15 protein-coding genes are annotated in these 20,793 nt (G+C 69.8%); 10 read left to right on the top strand and 5 right to left on the bottom strand.

What is annotated here, in order from left to right; translation table 11 throughout:
- The first annotated feature begins 108 nt into the window (after window positions 1–108).
- Window positions 109–915: an endonuclease domain-containing protein gene (locus ACZ5GT_RS02530; RefSeq protein ID WP_469013060.1), complete on the top strand. Its 807-nt coding sequence runs from the start codon at window positions 109–111 to the stop codon at window positions 913–915.
- A gap of 133 nt (window positions 916–1,048) precedes the next feature.
- Here the strand turns inward: ACZ5GT_RS02530 and ACZ5GT_RS02525 are convergent.
- Together ACZ5GT_RS02525 and ACZ5GT_RS02520 are read right to left on the bottom strand one after the other, a co-directional pair.
- Window positions 1,049–1,857 (bottom strand): IS5 family transposase gene (locus ACZ5GT_RS02525; RefSeq protein ID WP_469013058.1). Its coding sequence is split into 2 segments (ribosomal slippage): window positions 1,049–1,507 and window positions 1,510–1,857, totalling 807 coding nucleotides; the frame shifts between segments, so codons are not numbered across the junction.
- Window positions 1,858–1,977: 120 nt separating this feature from the next.
- The gene (locus ACZ5GT_RS02520; RefSeq protein WP_469013056.1) at window positions 1,978–4,302 is read right to left on the bottom strand and encodes a helicase associated domain-containing protein; all 2,325 of its coding nucleotides are present in this window, start codon (window positions 4,300–4,302) and stop codon (window positions 1,978–1,980) included.
- Between the two features lie 215 nt (window positions 4,303–4,517).
- On the opposite strand from ACZ5GT_RS02520, the gene ACZ5GT_RS02515 reads away from it, so the two are divergent.
- The 7 genes from ACZ5GT_RS02515 (at window position 4,518) to ACZ5GT_RS02485 (ending at window position 14,991) form a co-directional block, all read left to right on the top strand.
- Entirely contained in the window at window positions 4,518–5,537 is a 1,020-nt protein-coding gene (locus tag ACZ5GT_RS02515; RefSeq protein ID WP_469013053.1) for a TniQ family protein, read from the top strand.
- A gap of 173 nt (window positions 5,538–5,710) precedes the next feature.
- Entirely contained in the window at window positions 5,711–6,424 is a 714-nt protein-coding gene (locus ACZ5GT_RS02510; RefSeq protein WP_385149558.1) for a TnsA-like heteromeric transposase endonuclease subunit, read from the top strand.
- A complete protein-coding gene (locus ACZ5GT_RS02505) occupies window positions 6,421–8,649 on the top strand; it encodes a transposase (RefSeq protein ID WP_469013050.1) in 2,229 nt (742 codons plus the stop codon). Before ACZ5GT_RS02510 ends, ACZ5GT_RS02505 begins: the two co-directional genes overlap by 4 nt.
- 34 nt (window positions 8,650–8,683) lie before the next feature.
- Window positions 8,684–9,820: an ATP-binding protein gene (locus tag ACZ5GT_RS02500; RefSeq protein WP_469013048.1), complete on the top strand. Its 1,137-nt coding sequence runs from the start codon at window positions 8,684–8,686 to the stop codon at window positions 9,818–9,820.
- 89 nt (window positions 9,821–9,909) lie between these two features.
- Window positions 9,910–10,977: a hypothetical protein gene (locus ACZ5GT_RS02495; RefSeq protein ID WP_469013047.1), complete on the top strand. Its 1,068-nt coding sequence runs from the start codon at window positions 9,910–9,912 to the stop codon at window positions 10,975–10,977.
- Between the two features lie 391 nt (window positions 10,978–11,368).
- Window positions 11,369–13,246: an ATP-dependent nuclease gene (locus tag ACZ5GT_RS02490; RefSeq protein ID WP_469013044.1), complete on the top strand. Its 1,878-nt coding sequence runs from the start codon at window positions 11,369–11,371 to the stop codon at window positions 13,244–13,246.
- Window positions 13,243–14,991 carry a UvrD-helicase domain-containing protein gene (locus tag ACZ5GT_RS02485; protein ID WP_469013043.1) on the top strand — a complete coding sequence of 583 codons (1,749 nt, stop codon included), beginning with the start codon at window positions 13,243–13,245 and terminating at the stop codon, window positions 14,989–14,991. The genes ACZ5GT_RS02490 and ACZ5GT_RS02485 overlap by 4 nt, the downstream gene beginning before the upstream one ends.
- Window positions 14,992–15,379: 388 nt before the next feature.
- Here ACZ5GT_RS02485 and ACZ5GT_RS02480 read toward each other — a convergent pair whose 3' ends face one another.
- Window positions 15,380–16,552 (bottom strand): hypothetical protein, encoded by a 1,173-nt coding sequence (locus ACZ5GT_RS02480; protein ID WP_383463737.1) that lies wholly within the window; start codon window positions 16,550–16,552, stop codon window positions 15,380–15,382.
- 369 nt (window positions 16,553–16,921) lie between these two features.
- Here ACZ5GT_RS02480 and ACZ5GT_RS02475 point away from each other — a divergent pair, with 369 nt between their 5' ends.
- Window positions 16,922–18,031 (top strand): ImmA/IrrE family metallo-endopeptidase, encoded by a 1,110-nt coding sequence (locus ACZ5GT_RS02475; RefSeq protein ID WP_469013039.1) that lies wholly within the window; start codon window positions 16,922–16,924, stop codon window positions 18,029–18,031.
- A gap of 4 nt (window positions 18,032–18,035) precedes the next feature.
- On the top strand, window positions 18,036–19,262 hold the full coding sequence (locus ACZ5GT_RS02470; RefSeq protein WP_469013037.1) for a hypothetical protein: 1,227 nt from the start codon (window positions 18,036–18,038) through the stop codon (window positions 19,260–19,262).
- Here the strand turns inward: ACZ5GT_RS02470 and ACZ5GT_RS02465 are convergent.
- Complete coding sequence (locus ACZ5GT_RS02465) at window positions 19,247–19,861, bottom strand: hypothetical protein (protein WP_469013036.1); 615 nt, start codon at window positions 19,859–19,861, stop codon at window positions 19,247–19,249. The two genes, ACZ5GT_RS02470 and ACZ5GT_RS02465, sit on opposite strands and share 16 nt — an antisense overlap.
- A 51-nt stretch (window positions 19,862–19,912) precedes the next feature.
- Entirely contained in the window at window positions 19,913–20,242 is a 330-nt protein-coding gene (locus tag ACZ5GT_RS02460) for a hypothetical protein (protein ID WP_451378170.1), read from the bottom strand.
- Window positions 20,243–20,793 lie beyond the last annotated feature (551 nt).

Here is a 20,793-nt window from a genome sequence, read left to right as displayed (position 1 = left end):
TCTGCGGCATCCAGCCCACTCCGCGTACTTACGAAGAACGTTGCACTGCCCGCGCAAGAGGCCGGGGCGTATGGAGGCAGTGTCAGAGCCAGACCTTAGGATCCGGCCGTGACGGACTTCCAGATCATCCCTCAGCCGCCCGAGCACCAGGCGGGTGCCAAGAGCTGCGAGGCGTTCCCGCCCGGAGTCTCCCCCTATCCCTCGTGCGAACGGCCGATACGGTCCAATCGGCTGTGCGACGCCCACAACCAGCAGCGCGCGGCCGGCACAGAGCTGCGCCCGATCCGACAGAGGCGGCGGGCCATGCCGGAGTTCTGCACTGGGCCGGGGGCCGAGGGGGCCGACGTGCCGTGCGGCTTGCCCGCCATCGGCGGGGGGTTGTGCAACAGCCACTACCAGCAGGACAGGCGGGGCGGCGAGCTGGTGCCCTTGTTCACGCTGCGGATCAGCCAGGATGAGGCGTATTCGCTGCTGGAGGCTGGCTTGAAGCGGTGTCCCGCCTGCAGGAACGTCAAGCCCCTCGCGGAGTTCGGGCGTTCGTCAGCTCAACTCAGCGGCCGGTCGACGTATTGCATCGTCTGTCAGCCGGACTACGTGCTCATGAAGCGGTTCAAATTCTCGTCGATGGAGGCAGTCCGGGAGTTCAGAGAGTCCCGCGGCCACCGATGCGACATCTGCAAGCGGCAGTGGCAAGAGGGGGGAAACGCCTTCCACATTGACCATGACAGCGCCTGCTGCCCCTCCCGTGGCCCCTCATGTGGGATGTGCGTACGCGGCTACCTGTGCCAGCTGTGCAACACGCAGGGGCTCTCCTGGTATGAGCTTGTCGGCCGCAGCATCACTATCGTGCCGGTGTTCGAAGACTATCTCCGGCGGTATGAGCGCCGCCGGGAAGCTCCTCTGCCGCAACCGTAGCCCGTCCGAGGCGGATGCCTGGAGAGCCTAGGGCCGGATTCCTCCCGGAGGCACAGATAGGTGGGCGGGGCGTTGGGCTGGGCAGTTCCAGGCGGGAGGCCTGGCCGATCTCGGCGCCGGCTAAGACGTCGTTTCAGTTGGTGAGTCGGCGGTAGCTGATGAGGGCTGCGGCTATGCCGACGAAGCCCAGGAAGTGCTCGGCCTTTCGCTCGTAACGGCGGTGCAGCCTGCGGCATCCGGCCAGCCAGGAGACTGTTCTCTCGACGACCCAGCGGTGTCGGCCGAGCCGCGTGGACGACTCGATGCCCTTGCGGGCGATGCGGTGGCGGATGCGGCGCTCGCGAAGCCATTTCCGCAGGTGGTCGTAGTCGTACCCTTTGTCTGCGTGGAGCTTGGCCGGACGTCGGCGGCGCGGGCCGCGGCGGGAGCGGATGGGCGGGATCCCTCGCACGAGCGGTTCCAGGCCGAGGCTGTCGTGCGTGTTGGCGCCGGAGATGCCCAGCGACAGCGGCACGCCGTTTCGGTCGGTGATGAGGTGGATTTTCGATCCCGGCTTGCCACGGTCGGTCGGATTCGGTCCGGTCAGTGGCCCCCTTTTGCCGCCCGGACGCTGACGGAGTCGATCGCGCACCGCGACCAGTCCAACTCGCCCCGAACGCCGAGTTCGTCGAGGATGACCCGGTGCAGTCTGGCCCACACCCGATCCCGGCTCCACTGGGCGAAGCGCCGGTAGACCGTGGGCCAGGCCGGCCCGAACACCGGGGGCAGCTGCCTCCAGGTGCAGCCCGAGGTGGCCACGAAGATGATCGCTGCCAGGCATTCACGGTCACCGGCCCGCCGTCGCCCGCCGCCCTGCGGGCGTATGACCTCCGTCAGAGGGACCACCCGCCGGAACAGCACCCATAACTCGTCCGGCACCAACCGTTCCACCAGATCCGTCATGCACTGCTCAACGAGCCATCACGCCATCAGAAACGACGTCTAAGGAATGGCCGGCAGGACGGTGGTTCGAAGGATGCGCCACCCGTCTTCCCACAGGCTCAGTCCGTACCTGTGGGACTTTCACGTCGCCGCGTGGGCTCGTGTCCAGCGCATGTCGAGCGCTTCGAGAGCGTCGAGTTGTTCGCGGGACAGACGGTAGGGCCGCAGGCGTTTGTCGGAGACCCATTCCCCGAGGCGGAAGGAGCTGCCGCGGTCCCAGACGACGTGATCGTAGGGGACGTTGAGGTGCTGATGGGCGCGCCAGTAGACGTGGGCGTGGCGCAGACCGTGGGCGAAGGCGCGTTCGCTCTGGCTACGAGGCGGGCGCAGCAGCAGGGCGAGTGGGTGGTGGAGCGGCAGGGCTCCGAGGAGGTTGTGCTGAGCGGAGCTGAGGCTGGGCAGGACGTGGAGTTGCTGGTCGAGCCAATGCTCCAGCGGTCGGTCGTCGCTGTCGGGCGCGAGGTCGGGAAATGCCAGTTCGCCGCGGCGGGCGGCTGCGAGAGCGCGTGCATAGATGCGCCGCCAGTGGCCGTGCTTGTCCCAGCCAGCGTCCCACCAAGGGTAGATCTCGGTGAGGGCCCGCTGGTAGCAGTAGGGCAGTTGCCCCCGGCGGGCCTTGTTGCGGCAAGTGTTGATCCAGCGCCCGAAGTCCATACCCCGGAAGCGTTCCCCCGGGACGGGCACGAGGTGGCCGTGCTGGGCGTGGTAGGCGCGGGCGATGTCCAGACGGTACTCGATGCTGGTGCGGGGGTGTTCCCAGCTCATGCCGAGCGCGTCGAGCGCTTCGAAGCGTTCGGGCTTGAGGCTGTGATTCATGCGCAGGGAGCGCTGGTTGCCGAGCCACCAGCCGAGATAGAAGCGGTCGGGGCCGCAGTAGCTGCTGGGGACCTTCAGGTTGCCGTGTTGCTGGCGGTAGCGCCGTGCGCTTTCGAGGCCGAGTTCCCAGATGCAGTTGTGGGGGTCTTCGGCGTACAGGCTGAGCAGGGGGACGAGTTCGTCGGCGCGTTCGGGGCGCGCCACCGGGTGCAGCGGGCCGGTGGGCTTTGGGTGGCGCAGGTAGTGGACGCGGTGGAAGACATGCTCGTCGTAGAGCTTGAGGGCGGACAGGACCTGTTGCAGCAGGTAGAAGCGGGTGCCTTTCGCGGCGTCGGCGAGGTCCTGGCCGGGGGCCTTGTAGACGGGGATGATGATGTGGGCGACTTTGTTCTGGCCGGGCAGCGGGCGCAGGGCCCGGCCGACTGCCTGGACGATCTGGTAGGTGCTGGTCTTGGCGCTGGTGAACAGGACGGAGTCGATGGCGGGGACATCGACTCCTTCGGCGAAGATCATGCAGTTGGTCAGGACGGCCCGCAGCGGCTTTTTGTCGCTGGAGGTCAGGGATGCTTCTTTGAAGGCGCTGACCTGGGCGAGCCTCTCGTAGCGGCTCTGCTCGCAGTTGACGGTGCCGACCTGGAGCGGGCCCTGCATCCGCTTGGGCATCAGGGCCGCCGTCTCGGGGAGGGTCTCGGCGAAGACCTCGGCGGCCTTGATCCGGGGAGAGAAGACCAGGACGCGGCGTAGGTCGTAGTCGTGCATGGCGCGCAGCAGGGCGACCTCGGCGGCCGCCATGCGCAGGCCTTCGGAGTCGGCGGCGAACATCGGGTTGCGGTTGAGGATGGCGCGCAGGTCGGCGTCTTCCACCTCGACGGCGACGATGCGGTAGTCGGCCAGCAGCCCCTGGTCGATGGCGTCGGCCAGGGAGAGTCGGAAGACGACCGGACCGTAGAGGTTCAGGTCGTCCATCGAGGCGACTTCGATGTCGACCGGGAGGTCCTGGCCCGTCTTGGACTCGAAGTTGCGGGGGGTGGCGGTGACGAAGAGCCGGTGGTGGGCGAAGATCTGCTGGCTGTTCAGCAGCAGCGCCCAAGGTTTGGCCAGGTTGCCGGCCGAACGGTGGGCCTCGTCGCAGACGAGCACGTCCCAGGGCGGCATGTGGAACAGCCGGTGGGCGTCGGCGATCTTTCCCAGCGAGTGGTAGGTCGCGAAGACGCTGACCGGGCCGTCAGCCTGGGAGATCTCCGCGGCGAGTGCGGCAGGGGTGGTGACGGCGGTCAGGATGCCGCGCAGGGCCGGGTCCTTGGGCAGATCCGGATCTCCGCTGAGGGCGAGGTAGCGGCCGGGGCGGCCTTCTTTGTGCCACTCGCGCGCCGTCTGCTCGAGTAGTTCCAGCGTGGGCACGACGTTCACGGAGGTACCTGTGGGCGCCATGTGATGCACCACGTTGAGGGCGATGAAGGTCTTGCCGCTGCCGCACGGGGAGTCGACGCGGCAGCGGGGCGCACCGAGAAGGAACTCGGTGACGCAGTTGTCGACCGCCTGCTGCTGGAACGGGCGCAACGGGGTACGCAACCGGAGTAACTCAGCCATAGCCGTGCTCCTTTCGAGTTGAGGCAGCCAGGACCCTCCTCAAGGGTGGAAGGGAGACCTGTCGCCCTGCAGTGCGCAGACGCCCGCACTTCACCCGAACGGATGACGCGGGCTTGCGGCCGTGCGCGGCCGGGACTGGGATACGGAGGTTGCGTTATGCGGCCGGGCCGCGTGCAGCCCGGCCCGCGGCGCATGCGGTCCTGGTGGGAGGTGTGATGGCAGACAGGGCGGGCGTATGGGGACCGCGCCTGCGGCTGCGGGTCCCCGTGCCGCCCCTGGCCGGCGAGTCAACCGGCTCGTTCGTCAATCGCCTGGCGCATGCCCACGAGTTGGAGCTCGGAGATCTTTTGGACCGGGTGGGCACGGGCCGCCAACCGGTCAATCCTCGTCTGCCGGCCCTGGCGGAGCTGTATGTCAACCGGGCGGCACTGGATCATCTGGCGGTGCTGTCCGGCCGGACGCCGCACCGGCTGCAACTGGCCCTGACCAACCTCCAGGACCGTTTTCTGCTGCCGGGAGATGATCCGGCGCGCTGGCAGTGGCCGTTCGAGGTCCGGGAGGGGCATGTGGTGCGCTGCTGCGACCTGTGCGCCCTTGCCCGGGGCGTGAGCGAGGCAGCGTGGCTGGTGTGGCCGGATCCGTGGCGGGTGTGCCTGCGCCACCGGCGGTTCACCGACGACCACCGCGGCCAGGGCCCGCACGTCGTGCGGCTGGCGAGGCTGCCGGAGGTGGCACGTGCGCACGCCGACCGGTTGCGGCTGGAGCGCCGCTTCAGGGCAGCGGGAGCGGAGCTGTTCGCCGACGGCTTCCAAGTGGTGGCGCGCTGGTGGGAACGTACGCCGGACGTGTGGAGCTGGACGCAGCGGGCCTGGCGGTCGGGCCTGGAGGCGCGGGAGCTGCGCACCGGCCCACTGGTGATCTATCCGGAGGCCATCCAACTGGCGCGGGAGATGCTGCGCTACGAGCAGCGCGGCGAGCGCACTCCTGCGGCGCGGGCGGCGTGGGCGGAAGACGTGCAGCAGCTGATGGCCGGCTGGGGGCTGGAGGACGTGGACGGCTGGGGCGAGCTGGCACAGTGGCTGGATCACCATGCTCAGCCCGCTGCAGCCCCGTTCGCCGACCGTACCGACGGTGCCGGTGGTGCCCGTCGGCGCCGTCGGCGGGTGCTGGCCGTGGGGCACAGCCGACTCGCCGAGCCCTCCGGCTCATTGCGTGAGCGCTCCTGCATGCTGTGAGAACTGGCCTTCGTGAAGGGCAAGTTGATCGAAAGTGGGTTCGTCAAGGGAGCTTCACCCGTTCGAGTGATGCCGGTTTCGTTGCGCTGACCGCTGCGGGCGGGAGACGGCCAGGCTGGCGCCACGGCCGGGTTCGGGGCACCGGTTCCGGCCGGGAGGCAGGGAGGCTCTGGGTGCGTGAGGTGAAGGCGTGGCATCTCGACGACGACGGCCGTTTGGTGTGTGTCGCACCCGAGGCGCTGTGGGGGGTGGCGCTGGAGGAGCGCCAGCCGCCCACGGATCCGGTCGCCTACCACGGCCGGCAGGGCAAGCTCACCGACTGGTGGTCGGCGACGACGGGCACGCTGGTGGTGTGCGGGTCCAAGCGGCGCACCTATGTGGCCACCGAGCTGGACTTCGATCCCGCCATCAGCCGGTTCGCCGGGGAGCCGGTCGAACTGCACTGGGAGCAGGGCCGCATCCGGCACCGGTGGCGGCCTGACTTCCTCGCCCTGACCCGCGACCAGCAGCGGCAGGCCGTGGTGCTCGCCCCGCACCGGATGGGCCCGCAGTGGCGCGAACGTCTGGCCGCCCTGCGCGAGGTCGCCGCTCAGGCCGGCTGGAGCGTGTGCGTGCGAGTGGTGCCGCACGGGGTGCGGCGGGAGAATCTGCTGCTGGTGGCGGATTTCCGGCAGCCTGCCGTCTGCGATCAGGCGCATGAGCGAGCCCTGCTGGCCGCGTTTCGCCGGCCGCGCCCTCTGCAGGAGGGTGTACTGGCCAGCGGGGTGCCCGAGTACCTCGGCCGCGACCATGTGCACCGGCTGATCTGGCGCCGCCTTCTGGACATCGACTGGAGCCGGCCACTGCTGCCCTTCTCCCCGGTCTGGGCGGCGAGGGGGCAGCGATGACGGGCACGGTGTCGGGCTGGTTCGAGACCGACCGGGTCTGCCTGGGGGATCTGGTCCGCTGGCGCGGTGGCGTGTGGGAGGTCACCGCCTTCAAAGGGCGGCAGATCACCCTGCGTCCGCAGTCGGGCCTCGAGGCGCCGGTGGACACGCTCTGGCGGGAGGTGGAAAGCGCCCCGGACTTCGCCGTCCTCGACAACGACGGGCAGGACGTGGCCCGCAAACACCTGCCCGCGCTGGGCGAGCTGCTGGAGGCCACTACCCCGGCAGAGCGTGAGAAGGCCCTGTGGTGGCACGAGCACATGAAAGAACTCCACACCGGGCTGCGGCCCGGCTGCACCACGGCACGTCCCGGCTACGACCCGGACACCACCACCTTCAAGCAGCGCTGCCAGACCAAGTCGGCCGAACTCGCCGCAGTCGGCATCGAGTTCAGCTGGCGGGCGTTGGATGACCGGCGCCGGGCCTGGAAGGCGGCCGACGAGAACCCGCTAGTGCTGCTGTACGACGGCCGCAAGACCCGCACCCCCGACCCGGGCGGCCGCACCGACAAGCGGGTCATCGCGCTGATGCACGAGGTCACCGCCCGCCACGCCCGCGAGTCCGGCGGCCGGGTCAACCGCGTGTACGAGGACGTCGAGACCCTCGTCCATCAGCGCTACCGCCGCGAGTTGAAGGATCCCCGGGAAGCGGAGCGGCTGCTGCTGCCCCGCTCGACGTTCTACACCCGGATGCAGGAGCTCGGGCTGACCGAGCAGCTCAAGAAGACCACGCGCCGGCGCTCACGCGAGGCGAGCAAACCGCGGCGCCCGTACACGCCGTCGGTGGCGCTGCGGCCGGGGCAGCTGGTGCAGATCGACACGTCTCCGCTGAAGATCAAGGTGATCGGGGACGACGGCCGCGCCGTCTCGGCCGAGCTGACCGCCGCGATCGATGTCGCCTCCCGTTCCTGCATGGCCCTCATGATCGTTCCCGTGGTGACCGGGGAGGGGCCGCCCGGCAGGCGTATCGGGGGCCGCGCCACCAAGGCGTTCGATCTGGTGCTGCTGCTGGCGCAGTGCTTCGCCCCTCTGCCCATGCGGCCCGGCTGGGACCCGCTGACCGCCGCCCGCAATTCGGCCCTCCCCTACGGCCAGCTGTGTGCGGCCGACGCCCGCTTCGCCGAGGCTGTCGCGGCCCGCCCGGTCATCCACCCGCGGACCATCGTCATCGACCAGGGCAGCCCGTATCTGAGCGATCACTTCAAGAGGGTGTGCAGCTTCCTGGGCATCAGCATCGAATACGCGCGCAAGGACACGCCCACCGACAAGCCGCTGGCCGAGGCTTTCTTTCACGGCTTCGCCGACGCCTTCAGCCAGTTCGTGAAGGGGTGGACGGGCCGCAGCTTCGAGCAGCGCGGTTACGGGGTCGAACGCCAGCGCCTGTTCAGCCTCAACCAGGTACAGGCCGCGGCCGAGGAGTGGGTGGCGCTCGACTACCAGCAGCAGCCGCACGAGGGGCTGCGCAGCCCCCTGTATCCAGGGATGGTGCTGTCCCCGAACCAGATGTACGACCGGCTGGTGGCCAGCTATGGCTACCGGCCCCGCCAGCTGACGGCCGAGGACAACCGGAAACTGCTAGTGCCGGCCTGGGTCACGGTCACCGACAAGGGCGTCCAGATCGACAACCGCACCTACCGCTCCCTCGAGGGGCCGCTGTGGGACCTGGAGGGCCTCGACTCCGGGCTCGCGCACAAGAACGGCCGGTGGGAGGCCCGTTACAACCCCTACTATCCCGACGTCGCCTGGCTCTATGACCACCGGCTGAGCGGCAGGTGGATCCCGGTGGAGTTCCTCTACCGGCACATGCTGGCCGATCTGCCGTGGACGCACTACCACTGGCAGGACGCCGCCGAGGAATGGGCGCTGGGCGGCGGCAGCCGCGAGGACGAGGTGGCCATCACCCTGGCCGTGAAGGAGCGCCGCCGCCGCACCCGCCGCGGGCCGACCGCCCGGCAGGCGGCCGAACCCCGCCTGCCGTTCCGCGGCGTGATCCGCCCCGAGACCGGCGACGCATCCGGCTCCGGCGCGGCGCCGGCCACGCCGCTGGACCCCGACACCGTTCCCGCCGCCCCCTCGCTGCCCGTGCCGGCCCGGGACCTCGACAACGGCCGCTACACCCTGCCCACCTGGGCCCCGGCCAGCTCCGAGGACGACCCGCCGCCGGCAGGCACCGCTGCGCCCGCATGAACCCGCACGTCGCTGCACACGCCGAGGAGAGCTGATGAAGACCACCGCGCCCGCCGCATCCGATGCCCGATCCGAGATCGCCCACCTGGTGCGTACCACACCGCCCCTGCCCGCGTGGATCTTCTCCTGGGAAGGCTGGGACCGGTATGTGCGCACCGAGTTCAATCCGCCTGACCTGCTGGACTGCGCACCGGCGGACGTGGAAGTCGACGTGGACGACCCACGGGTGGACTACCACCGCCATCTGCTGATGATCGAGACCGCGTTCTTGGAGGACTGTCTGCTGCGGGCCCGAGGCACCTTCGGTATCAACGGCAACCGGTACGAGGGCCTGCTGGACATGGTGATCGACGGCCCGGCTGGCACCGGCAAGACGTACCTGCTGCGGCTCATCGGCCGCGAGTTGCAGCGCAGGGTCGAAAAACACTTCAGCGACCGGATCCCGGTCGTGCACATCACCGTTCCGCACGACCCGGAGAACAAACTCAACTGGATATGGGAGATCGCTTCCTTCCTTGCTCTGGCGCCCGAACCCAAGAGCGAGGCGGAAGCCCGTCAGCTGCGCCGCATCCCCGACCTGTCCTTGCCCGTGCACACCGTCATGGAACGGAAGCAGACCCGCCTGCTGCTGGTCGACGACATCCAGCGGGTCTCCCCCAGCCAACTCGGCCCGATCCTGCACTACTTCGACTACCTGCGCACCCGGCTGGGCATCACCACCATCTTCTGCGGCACCGGCGCGACCGACATCGTCCATGCCGCCCGCAAAGGCTGCGACCGCCGCGACGACGCGCTGTGGACCGCCCACCAGCGGCTGCAGCCGGGGGCCACCACCGCCGACCTGAAGGCGGCAGTGGCCAAGGAACAGAAGGTGCGCAGCCTGCTGCCGGTCACCTGGGTGGACCCGCTGCCCTACAGCGACGACCAGGGGCCTTTCCTGGCCGTGCTCAAGGGCTTCGAGAAGAACCTGCGCATGCGCAAGCTGAGCAAGGACGTTCTCACCCGGCACGCCCAGTATCTGCACGACCGGACCGGCGGCTACTTCCTCTACCTGTCCCAGCTCATCTGCGGCGCCGCCGTCGCCGCGATCCTCGATGGCACCGAGGACGTCACCCTCGAGCACCTTCAGGCCATCCGCATCGGCCGGGAAGAGATCCTGCCCAGCCGCTGACCATGCCCGCGAGCACCGGTCGCCACAGGCCGCACCGCCACCGCATCAGCACCGTTTTCACCCGCATCCCTCTCAAGGACAAGCCCCCTATGAGCGTCGACCGGACCGGCATCCAGGACGTGCATGCCCTGTGGCTGCAGACACTGGACTTCCTTCACTACAACGCGCCCCAACTGTGGGCGGACATGCTGCAGCAGGAGGGCGTGACGTTCTTGATGCCGCCCGCCGTGGCGGCGCTGAAGCGGGTGCAGGATCAGGCGGCCGCCCTGGCCAACGCGGAAGGCCGCCGGCTGCGCAAAGCGGACTTGTTCTACATCACCCGGGAAGCCGCCGAGAGCGTCGCCTGGCTGGCGGGTATCCCGTGCATCGCCCAGATCGCCAGCATTGTGCCCTCGCCGTCCGGACTGATGGTGTGGGAAGAGCCGCCGGTGAGCATCGAGAGGGGGGTGGTGCTGCGGGCCGTCTCCTGGGGGCCTTCCTACGATGGTGGCACCTGGTGGTCCTGGTGGACGGATACGGCAGCCGGTGTGCGCGCCGGCATCGCCGAGCCGACCATGCTGATGATCCACGGAGGGCTGGCCTTCCACCAGGAAGTCTACGCCGAGCCCGACTTCTGGCCGGTGCAGGCCGATGACCCCGATCTGCCGGAGCACCCGCAGTTCCGTGCCCTGCTGTTCACATGGATGGCGATCTCCTGCGGACTGCTGGTGTACCGCGACTCCGTGGACCCCAGCCAGGACATCTCGGGGCATCTGCGCCGCATGAGTGTGGAGTCCAGGGTGGTGCACCGTGTGATCCCGGCCAGCAGCGGCGACCGGCCGGGGCTGGCGCAGATCCTGCGCCGCCAGCTTCAGCTGGACGGAACGGTCACCGAGGAGCGGCCCTACCCGGGGCACCTGCCCGCGCAGTTGGCGCCGTGGCACGTCTATGTGCCGGATCTCGGACACCGCCTGATCGTGGAGATCCCTTCCCTTGAGCCCGGGCAGACCGCAGTTCCCACGCTCGGCGCCAGCCGTAGGGTCGGCAACCTCGCGTTCGCGCCGGTCAGGACGGTGCTGCGCCAGGGCTGGCAGTTCCACAACGGCTATGTGCAGTCCCCGCTGCACTACGATCCAGAACTCGGGCTCCTCACCGATCCCGACGATGACGAGTTCTGACCGCATGAGACAACCCACGGCACCCGTGACCGCTGTCTCGGGCAGCTCCCGGGCCGGTCCTTTCCCCACAGACCAGCCCCGGCCTGCCGGAGGCGAGGGGGGTCTTGCCGACGGGCATCACCAGGCACGGCGCTGTTGCGGATCGGCTTCGGGGACGACTGCCTGCAGCGCCTGGTGATGTACGTGGCGTTCCTCCTGGATGCCCGGTTCGCCTCACGTGGGGCCGGGCCCGGCCCCACGGCAGCAGGCACTCCTGTGGCGCGGGCCGTCATCTGCGCTGACCGCTTTGCTTTACGACGCGTTCTGAACGCTGCGCCAGACACTGCCCACTATTATCCGATGATCGCTATTACTCAGAGTGATGTGCCGGGGATGGGGGTGGGCGGTGTACGTGGCCGAGGTGCTGGTGGAGCGGTTCCGTTCGTGCGAGCGGGTACAGATTCCGCTGCGGCCGGAAGTGACGGTGTTGGTCGGCGAGAACAACGCGGGCAAGTCGTCCGTGATCGACGCGCTCCGGCTGCTCACGGACCCCCTGGATGGGCGGCGCGTGCGGTATTTCGAGGAGTCCGATGTCCTCACCACCGCGGCCGCGCAGGGCGGCCCCAGCCTGCAGCTGGACGTGGCCGGCATCGGCCCGCGGGAAAGCGGCGCGTATCTGGAGGCGCTGTTGCCCCAAGGGGCTCCTGACAGCCGTACCGCCCGATGGCAGGTGTCCTGGACGCCGCCGCAAACGGGCGGGCGGCGTGGAAGCACCGTCTGGGCGCAGGGCGCGGGCCTTCCGGTCACGGGGGACCCTCCGGCGCGGGGCGGTGTGCGGCATGTCTATCTGCCGGCGCTGCGCGATGCCGAGCGGGAGCTGGCCTCGGCGGGCGGGGATCGGGTGCGGATGATCCTTCGCGGGCTGCTGGGCGATGACGAGCAGGTCGATGCCTTCGTGGAACGGATCGGCACCGAGCTGAAGAAGGTGGCTGCGGACCCGGACGTGGTCAAGGTCAGCGAGAAGATCAACGAGCCGCTGCGGGATCTGACGGTCGGCGCGCATCCCCAGGCGAGTGAACTGGCCCTGGCCGAACCGACGTTCGCGTCGATCGCCCGGTCGCTGCGCATGCTGCTGGGTGATGTCTCCGCCGAGCCGTTCCCGTTGTCGGCCTCGGGGCTGGGTTACGCCAACACCCTGTTCATCGCCACGGTGATGGCCGAGCTGGACGCGGCGGCGGAGGCGGATCTGACCGTGCTGCTGGTGGAGGAGCCCGAGGCGCACCTGCATCCGCAGCTGCAGACCCTGCTGCTGCGTTACCTGCAGCGGCGGGCGCGCGCCTCGCGCCAGCAGCCGTCGGAGGATCCGGCTGAGCCGGCCGGGCATCTGCAGGTGGTGGTCACCACCCACTCCCCCATCCTGTCGGCCGCGGCGAGCGTTCAGGACCTGGTGGTCATGGCGCGCTGCCCGGGTGAGTTGTCGGACGGCTGGCAGGCGCGGCCTTTGCCCATTCCTCGGCTGCAGTTGAGCCCAGACCGGGTGCGGCATCTGGACCGCTATCTCGATGCCACGAAGAGTGCTCTGCTGTTCGCGTCGCGGGCGATCCTCGTGGAGGGTATTTCCGAGCTTCTGCTGCTGCCGGCTCTGGCCGAGCGGGTCCTCGCCGCAGACGAGGGCGCCGATGTATCGGCAAAGCGGGAGGCGTTCGAGGCGGTGGAACGGTTCTTCGGCACCACCCGGGTGATCGTCGACGGGGTGGGGTTCGAGGTCTATCTGCGGGTGCTTTTGGCGCCCGTTGACGGCATCTGTCTGGGCCGGCGGGTTGCCTTGATCACCGACACGGACGTGGCGCCCGGTCAGCCGGAACCGCCCCGGCTTCAGTCGCTGCGGAAGCTGCCGCGCGGCTGGCATTCTCCTGGCGAGCTGCACCTGGCCGCGGCGCCGAGGACGCTGGAGCCGGCCCTGTGGTCGCAGAACAACATCACCGCCTTGCGGGCGGCGTTCCTGCGCTGCGCGCCGCACTCGCAGGACCGCTGGGAGCAGGTCGTTGAGGCAACGGATCCCGCCCTGGCGTTCGGGGAGCTGTTCGTCCCGAAGACCAGCCGGACCGTCACCGGCACGGACGGAGAAACCCTGAAGGGCACCGAGATCTCCAAGGGCCGGTTCGCGCAGGAACTCGCCGACGTGCTGGCCGACCGGGTGGTGCCGTTCACGGTGCCTGACTACCTGGCGGGTGCCATCCGTTTCATCACCGCCCAGGACACGAGCACGCCTGCAGTGGGCGCGCCATGACGACGCCTGAGCAGACGGATTTGGTGCGGGCCGACGCCGAAAAGCAGCAGCAGGCCGCCATGGCCGTGGCCGCGCCTGCCTACGTGGCTGCCTGCCCGGGTGCGGGCAAGACGCATGTGATCACCAACCGGCATCTGCAGTCGCCCCGGCGACGGCTGCGGAAGGGGCGGGCGCTGATCTCGTTCACGCGGGTGGCGCGGGATCAGATGGCCCGGCGCTGCCGCTCGGCGGGCCGCGCCGATCTGGTGCAGGCACCGCACTTCATCGGCACGCTCGACTCGTTCCTGTGGGAGTTCCTGGTCAAGCCGCGGCGGGCGGCCCAGCCGACGCCCCGTCTGCTGGAATCCTGGGCAAGCATCAAAGCCCCGGTGCAGGGCACGGACCGGGAGATCAACCTGCACCGCTTCCCCATGACGATAGATCCCTCCTACCGCGAAGCGCGCGAGACTGTTGCCTGGGACAAGCTCGACTACGACACCCGCCAGCTCATCAAGGACACCTCCTACAGCCGCGCGCAGTGGGAGAAGAAGATCTTCGAAACCCGCAAGGCGTGGTGTGACGAAGGCTATTTGACCGGGCACGAGGCGCGGGTCTTGGCCCTGTGGAACCTGCGCCACGCCAAGACCGCGGCCGCTCTGCTGCCCCCGCTGCTCTCCCGGTTCGCGGAAGTCGTCGTCGACGAGGCACAGGACTGCTCCGCCGCCGACCTGGCGACCCTTCAGCTGCTGCACGACGCCGGCCTGCCGCTGGTTCTCGTCGGCGACCCGGACCAGGCCATCTACGCCTGGCGCGGCGCCGAACCCCGGGCTCTCCAGTCCTTCGCCGCTCAGCTCTCCCCCGCCCCGCACCGTCTGACCGGCAACTGGCGCAGCTCCCCCGTCATCTGCCGGCTCGCGTCCACCCTACGCACGGGGCAACGCCCGCCGGACACCTCCGTGGTGCGCGACGACGACATCCCCGTCCTCGTGCTGCCCACCCGGTTCGTCGACTCCGGCAGCCGACACCTGCACGCCCCGACCGGTGCCGGCATCGTCGACGCCTTCCGCACGCTGGCCGAGGAGTACGCCGTCCCGGCCAAGGACTGCCTGGTGACCGCCTACAAGTACGCCACCTTGCCGGGCATCACCCGGGAGAAGCCCAACACCAAAGCCATCACCAGCCTGGCCTGGGCCCGCACCGTCACCCACGCCCCGAGCGCCAGCGGCGATGACCTCGCCCGGGCCTGCGCGGTCGCCGTGCGCGTCCTGTTCGGCTACTGGTACCCGGGCGAGACCGGCGGCCCCGACCGCATCATGGCCCGCCACCGTCTCTCGGCCGGACAGGTCAACCGCACGGCGTTCGCCTTCCTGCACAGCCTGCCTGCGCCCCACCGGGAATGGGGGCCGCAGGTCTGGCAGGCCATGAAGGCCTGGCCCGCTCTGCCCGGGGCTGCTCCGCAAGGCAGAAAGGGCCGCCCCGCCGGAAAACCCACCGTGTCCCGCCCCCAGGCGGCCACCGGGATCCGCACCAACATCGTCCACCAGCTCAAGGGCGATGAAGCAGACGGCGTCCTGCTGCTACTGCCCGATGCCGGAAGCGTCCAGCGCTGGGCCACCGCAGACCCGGCCACCGACGAGGTCCTGCGTGTCTGGTACGTCGCCGTCACCCGCGCCCGCCGCCTGGCCGCCGTCGCCCTGCCCGACGAGGAGAGCGACGAGCTGGCCCGGCTGCTGGCCGAGCGGCAGGTACCGTTCCGCGTCGCATGACCCTTCGTGTTGTCTGTCCCGCAACCGGCCGGGGGCAGACAGCACGATCCTCGCGGCAGCCTGCTGCTCGGCGTGCCCGCGCTGTCGGCATTCTGCGGCAGCCCGCAACAACAGCACCGGTTGCGCTGAACTGGCGTCAAGGTTGCAGGAGTTCACCGATCTGGACCGGCAGACTGCCCACGCATGGTTCCCGTTGTGGAAGGAAGCCCGCAGGTGGCAGCAGACCGTGAAGGCTCTGCTGAGTGAGCTGCCCGGATCGGCATGACCGAGAACAGGGCTCCCACACCCGGCGGGAAGGCTGCCCGGCGTCCAGCGGGCCTTGGGCAGCGTCCGTTGGACGCCTGGGCGTCGGGCACCCCTACCGGTTACGGGCAGGCTTGGGTGTGTGTCACGCCGGGCTCAGCAGCACCTCTTCCAGGTCTTGCCAGCTTGGCGGCGGCTCGGCTGCAGAACGCACGACGGTCAGCAGACGTCCGTCGAGGCAGGCGTCGAAGCGGCCTTCGGCCCGTGCGAGGCGCTCTCGGACGCCGGCCTGGGGTGGGGGCTGTTCGGCCAGGACGGCCAGCAGCACCTCGTGCTGGGCAGGTCCCAGCGCGTCGGCGGGTACCCAGGTGCCGCGGACGGGATTGCCGACGAATTCCGCATCGAGTTCGGGGGCGGTGTCGTACAGCCGCTGCACCAGGCGGCCGGTCTGTGAGAGCGGGTCGGCCGTGGGTTGTGTGCGGGCAGCGACGGGCACCGGCATCGCGGTCCGCAGTGCGTCCGTGGCGGACGGCGGGGTGAGCGGCGGTTCAGACTCATCGGTCGGCATCTGCCCGAGGGGGCCCTCTGGTGGTCTGCGCCGTCGCTCGTGCACGGGAAAGCGCCACTGGTGGCCTTCGCTCTGCCGCTTCCAGCGGACGTCGAGTGCACCGTCCCAGCGTTTGTCCTGGGGGAGGAAGATGTCCACGGCGACGCCGGAGCGGCCGATCCAGACCCAGCTCATGAAGTAGGCGTGGTCCTGGTGGGCGGCGGACCAGCGGGCCAGGTCCTGCAGCCGGTTCTTCTGCTCGGCAAGGGGCCGTTTCGGCAGGAGTGTCTTGGTGCGGCGGTGTCGGCCGCGGGCCTCTCCCGCAACCCGGCCGCCGGGCAGGTGGAACAGCAAATCGGGCCGGATCCCGTCGTTCTGATAGTCCGTCAGGCTACCGGGCAGTGCGTCGAAGCTGTGCAGCGGATGCGCCGTGTTGTCCCAGGCGAAGAGCGCTTCACCGGCCGCCGTCAGCATGCCCAGGCCTGAGCTTTCGGCGACGAAGCCGCGGATATGCCGCGAGCTCGCCGTGAACGCGCGGTGATCGACCCGAAGTGGGCCGTCGGCCCCGGCGGTATGGAGGTAGCTGGCAAGGAGACGGACCTCGAGTTGCTTGGTCCGGTAGTCGAGGACGCGGTTGTGGTCGCAGGCGAGCGCGTTGATGTGGATGAGCCGGGCCAGCCCGACCGGCAACTCGCCCTGCCCGACCTCCGTGACGGTCACCACCGCCTCCTGCACCTGGAACTGCCACACCCGGGCTCGTACCGTGTTCACTTGCGCATTCCTCTTCTCGCTTGCGTCGTACCACGCGCCGTTCCCGGACGTGATGTGGTGCGCAACTCCCCCGCACCGTCGGGGCCTTCACATCATGCCGTCGGTCCGGGGCCGTCCGGCGCGTGTCGGCAAGCCGCTGCAGGGCGGACCACGCCGTCACTGACCGGCCCGGACCCCGGCCGGTCCCGCTGAGTCCTGCCGTGACCGGATCACCGGGGGACGGCGGGGGCGGCCGCGCGGTTTCCGGTCTACTGCACGGCCCTTTCAGCAGAGGGCTGTTGGCTGTGACGGAGCCCACCAGGAAGCCGAATCAGCCCCGGAATATTTCGTGTTAATGTTTTGAGGTCTGATCTGAGGTGGTGGGGTGTGATGGCGTCCGGTGACCTGCAGGCGCATCCCGGCATGCTCGCACTCGCGCGCGAGTCGCGGGGCATGACGCAGGTCGACGTGGCCGCGGCCATGACCAAGGCCGCTCCTGCCGGGGCCGCGGTCGTGTCCCAGGGGTATGTCAGCCGCGCGGAGTCGGGACGCCTTGTGGTCGCCGACGATCGTCTTCAGCTGTATGCCGCCGCCCTGGGTTACCCGGTAGACCTGCTGTGCCTGGATCCCCGGGTGAGCGGGGTGGGGGTGGGACTGATCCATCACCGCAAGAGAGCCTCTCTGTCGTCCTCTGCGCTGCGCCGCATCCACGCTCAACTCGCCCTGGTACGGCTGCAGGTGACGGGTCTCGCGCAGGCCGCCGCGGCAGCGGGCGTGCCGCACCGCTTCTCCCGCGTGCTTCTGGATGACTTCACGACGGCCAAGGATGCGGCCCGCCAGGTGCGCCGCGCCTGGGGCCTGCCCAGGGGCCCGGTGGCGGATGTGATCGCCGCGATCGAGGAGGCCGGCGGCCTGGTCGTGATGCGCAGTCTCGGCAGTGAGCTGCTGGATGCGGTCAGTCAGTGGGACGACCTCCAGGTCCCGCTGGTCCTGGTCAACGACCATGCGCCGGGCGATCGTTGCCGCTTCAGTGTCGCGCACGAGCTGGGCCATCTGGTGATGCATCCCGCGCCCGGCACGTCGAGCGAGCAGGAAAAGCAGGCCGACGCGTTCGCCGCGGAGTTCCTGATGCCCGCGGCCGATATCCGGCAGGCGTTCGCCGACGGTGTGGACTTGGCGCGGCTGGCGGAGCTCAAGCGCGTCTGGCGGGTGTCGATGAGCGCGTTGCTGCGGCGCGCGCTCACCCTGAACGCCATCACCGAATGGCAGTACCGCACGGTGATGGTGGAGATGTCGGCGCTCGGCTACCGCACGGCCGAACCGGTCGAGGTGGAGTTGGAGCGGCCCACGCGTGTGCCGGCGCTGGTGGACACCCTGTTGTCCGACCGGGGCCTGGCGATCGACGAGGCGGCCGCGTGCGCCCGCCTGCTGCCCGAGGACTTCAAGGGCCTGTATGTGGCAGGCGACCGCTCGTTATCCCCTGAGCCGTTTCGAAGGTGAGGCCATGATCGACCCGTCTGCTCCGCTGCCGCGTCCGCGCTCCGATCTCACGGAACCTCCTGACGCGCCGCAGGCCCTGTCCGGTGCGCTGGGTGTTCTGCAGGGGCGCATGCTGCTGCAGGTGTCTCCAGCCCGTGTCGGTTATCTGCTCGGACAGCTTGATGCGGGCCGCAGCGGGCTGGTGCTGTGCGGGACGAACGCGCTGCGGAAGGCGAAGAGGCTGCGCGAGCAGGAGCAGTTCAGCGGGCCGCTGCTGGTCGATCCGGCCGTGTACGAGGTGCGGGCGGCCAGCGAGGAGGAGCCGTTCCCGCCCGCGTCGGAGGACACCTTCGCCTTCGACGATCCGCTTGAGGTGTCGCTGGCGGAGCAGCGGGCGGTCGGTGTTACCGCCCCGGTGACCCCGACCGGCTACATTCGCGCCGAGGACTCCGATGCCCTCAAGGCGGCGGTGCGGCGGGTGGCCGACCTGGACGATGCGCAGGTGGTCTTCGCGGCGCCGGTCGACGTGGGCTGGCTGCGGGAAGAGGACGCGGTGCGGCAGCTGATCGCCTGTTTGCGGCTGGTGAAGGGGCCCAAGGCGATCATGCTGGGCGGGCAGATGGACCCTCTCGCGCGTCATGCACGGGCCGTCGACCACCTGCGGCGGGTGATCGAGGAAGTGCCGGGAGCGGCGTTGCTGCGCACCGATCTGGCGGCCTTCGGCGCGCTGGCTGCGGGGGCGACGTTCACGGCGTTCGGTGCCGGCAGTCGGCTGCGGCACATCGTGGCCCCTGGCGAGAAGGCCAAGACCAGCAAGGGCTTTTCGACGTCGCCGCACGTGCTGTTCGCCGAGCTGATGGATTTCTTCCTCGGCAAGACCCTGGCCGACCGCTTCGCCGGTGCGGAGGCTCCCGTCTGCGGCTGCGCGGCGTGTGAGGGGGTGTGGGCACTGGATGATTTCGCCAGCAATGCTGGCGAACGGCCGGCACGGGCCGCCGCGCACAATGTGGCCGTGCTGATGGAGTGGCTGCGCACGCTGACTGCGATCACTCCCGGGCTGGCGCGCCAGCAGTGGTGGCACGAGCGCTGCCGCGCGGCGGTGGAGCGGTATCCGCTGGTGAACGCGCAACTGCGGCAGCCGGACGCCTTCAAGGTGCCCCAGCAGCTCAAGCGGTGGGCGCTGGCCGCCCCGGTCTCGGTGACGGACGGAGCGACCGGGCAGGCGGAGGCCGACCATCAGCGCAGGAGCTGATACAGCTCCTCGACGAAGCACCAGGCGGCGGCGGTGTGCCGCTGCGGCCGGTACTCCTGCGGCGCGAGCAGCATCTCCACACCGTGCTCGGCGGCGAGGAACACGCCGATGCCGTAGAAGTCGGCCTCGGCCAGCAGCTCTTCCAGGTGTGCGGGGCGGCGGGTGAGCAGCACGGCGCGGCGGCAGAACGGCGCGAACCGGCCCGCGTCCCGCAGTCCCTGGCGCCATCCGGCGGCGCGCACCACGGCCAGGTCCACGCGCACCGGCCGGACCGCGCGCCGGGTCACCGTCGTGCGGTCACGGTCCGCGGCGCCCGCTGGCAGGGCGCGTACGGCCCGCCGCCGGCCGGCCTCGAGGGAAGCGAGGGGGACGGGGATGCCCACCGGCAGCGTCAGGAGGGTTTCCAGCGCCGCCATCCGATCCAGCCGTCCTGCGGCGGCGTCCTGGCGCCGGGCGTGCTCGGCGGCGTCCAGCCGGTGGAAGAACAGGGCCTCAATGCCCTGCAGGGAGGCGGCCTTGGTCTGGGTGCCCGCCTCCAGCAGGGCGGCCGAAGCCGTCCGCACGGAACGGCTGATCACGGAGTTCGCCAAGGTCACCATGGCCTCCACCCTGCCTCACCGGGCTCCGGCCGCACGCGGCGGCCCCACCGACTATCCAACCCGCATGGGTACGGACTGTTCTGCCAAACAGCTCAACAGGCCTTTAAGGCACTGCCAGAGCGTCTCGTTGTCGCTGCGCCGGTACCAGCGGCGCCGCTCCCCCGGCGTCCGCGGTAGCCGCTCGGCCAGCCCGGCCTCCACCAGGGCCCGGATCGGCGCCTGGTAGACACTCGCCGGTGCGTTGCGGGCGGCGGCAAGGTCTCCCAGGCACACGCCCCGCTCGCCCGCTGCCGCGAGCGCCCACATCAGCTCTGCCCGGTAGCGGTTGCCGAAGACCCGCACGGACGCCTCACGCAGCCGCTCCACGTCCTGTTGAGACATGATTCATGATTCGCGAATCATTGCTCAAATGTCAACACTGCAGCGGGGGTTCCGTTCGCGCGGGGGCCGACCCACCGTTGTGGGGGTGGTCGCTGCTCTGTGGCCCTTCTGGATCGGTGCCTGGAAGGAGTTCAGGCGTCCTCGCGCATTGTGCCGCCTGGAGGTTGGAGGTGCACGGTGACAGCGGCCGTTCCCGTGGGACTGCCGACGATGACCGCGGGAGCGGTAGTGCGGTTGGCGGAGCTGGCGGGGAGTACGACGAATGAGGTGACGGGTGCGCCGGTGACCAGGCGGAGAACCTCCTGTCCCGTGTGGTGGTCCCACACGCGGATGCTGGCGTCGTCCGAGCAGGCGCTGACGAGCAGGTCACGTTCGGCGTCAGAATGGGCAGGGCAGCAAGGGCGGTGACGGGGCCTTGGTGCCCAGTCAGCGGCACATGGTTTTCTGAGCGCGGGGCGAATGGGTCCCACAGCCGGATCACTCATGGCACGCAGCCAGGTCGGGCGATGCACGGGTCCGGACATCGCCCAACTCAGACAGCCCCCGGGGCC

Source organism: Streptomyces sp. NPDC031340, from assembly GCF_055569945.1.
Note: the sequence above shows the minus strand (reverse complement) of the source record. Positions and strands in the feature narration are given on the sequence as shown.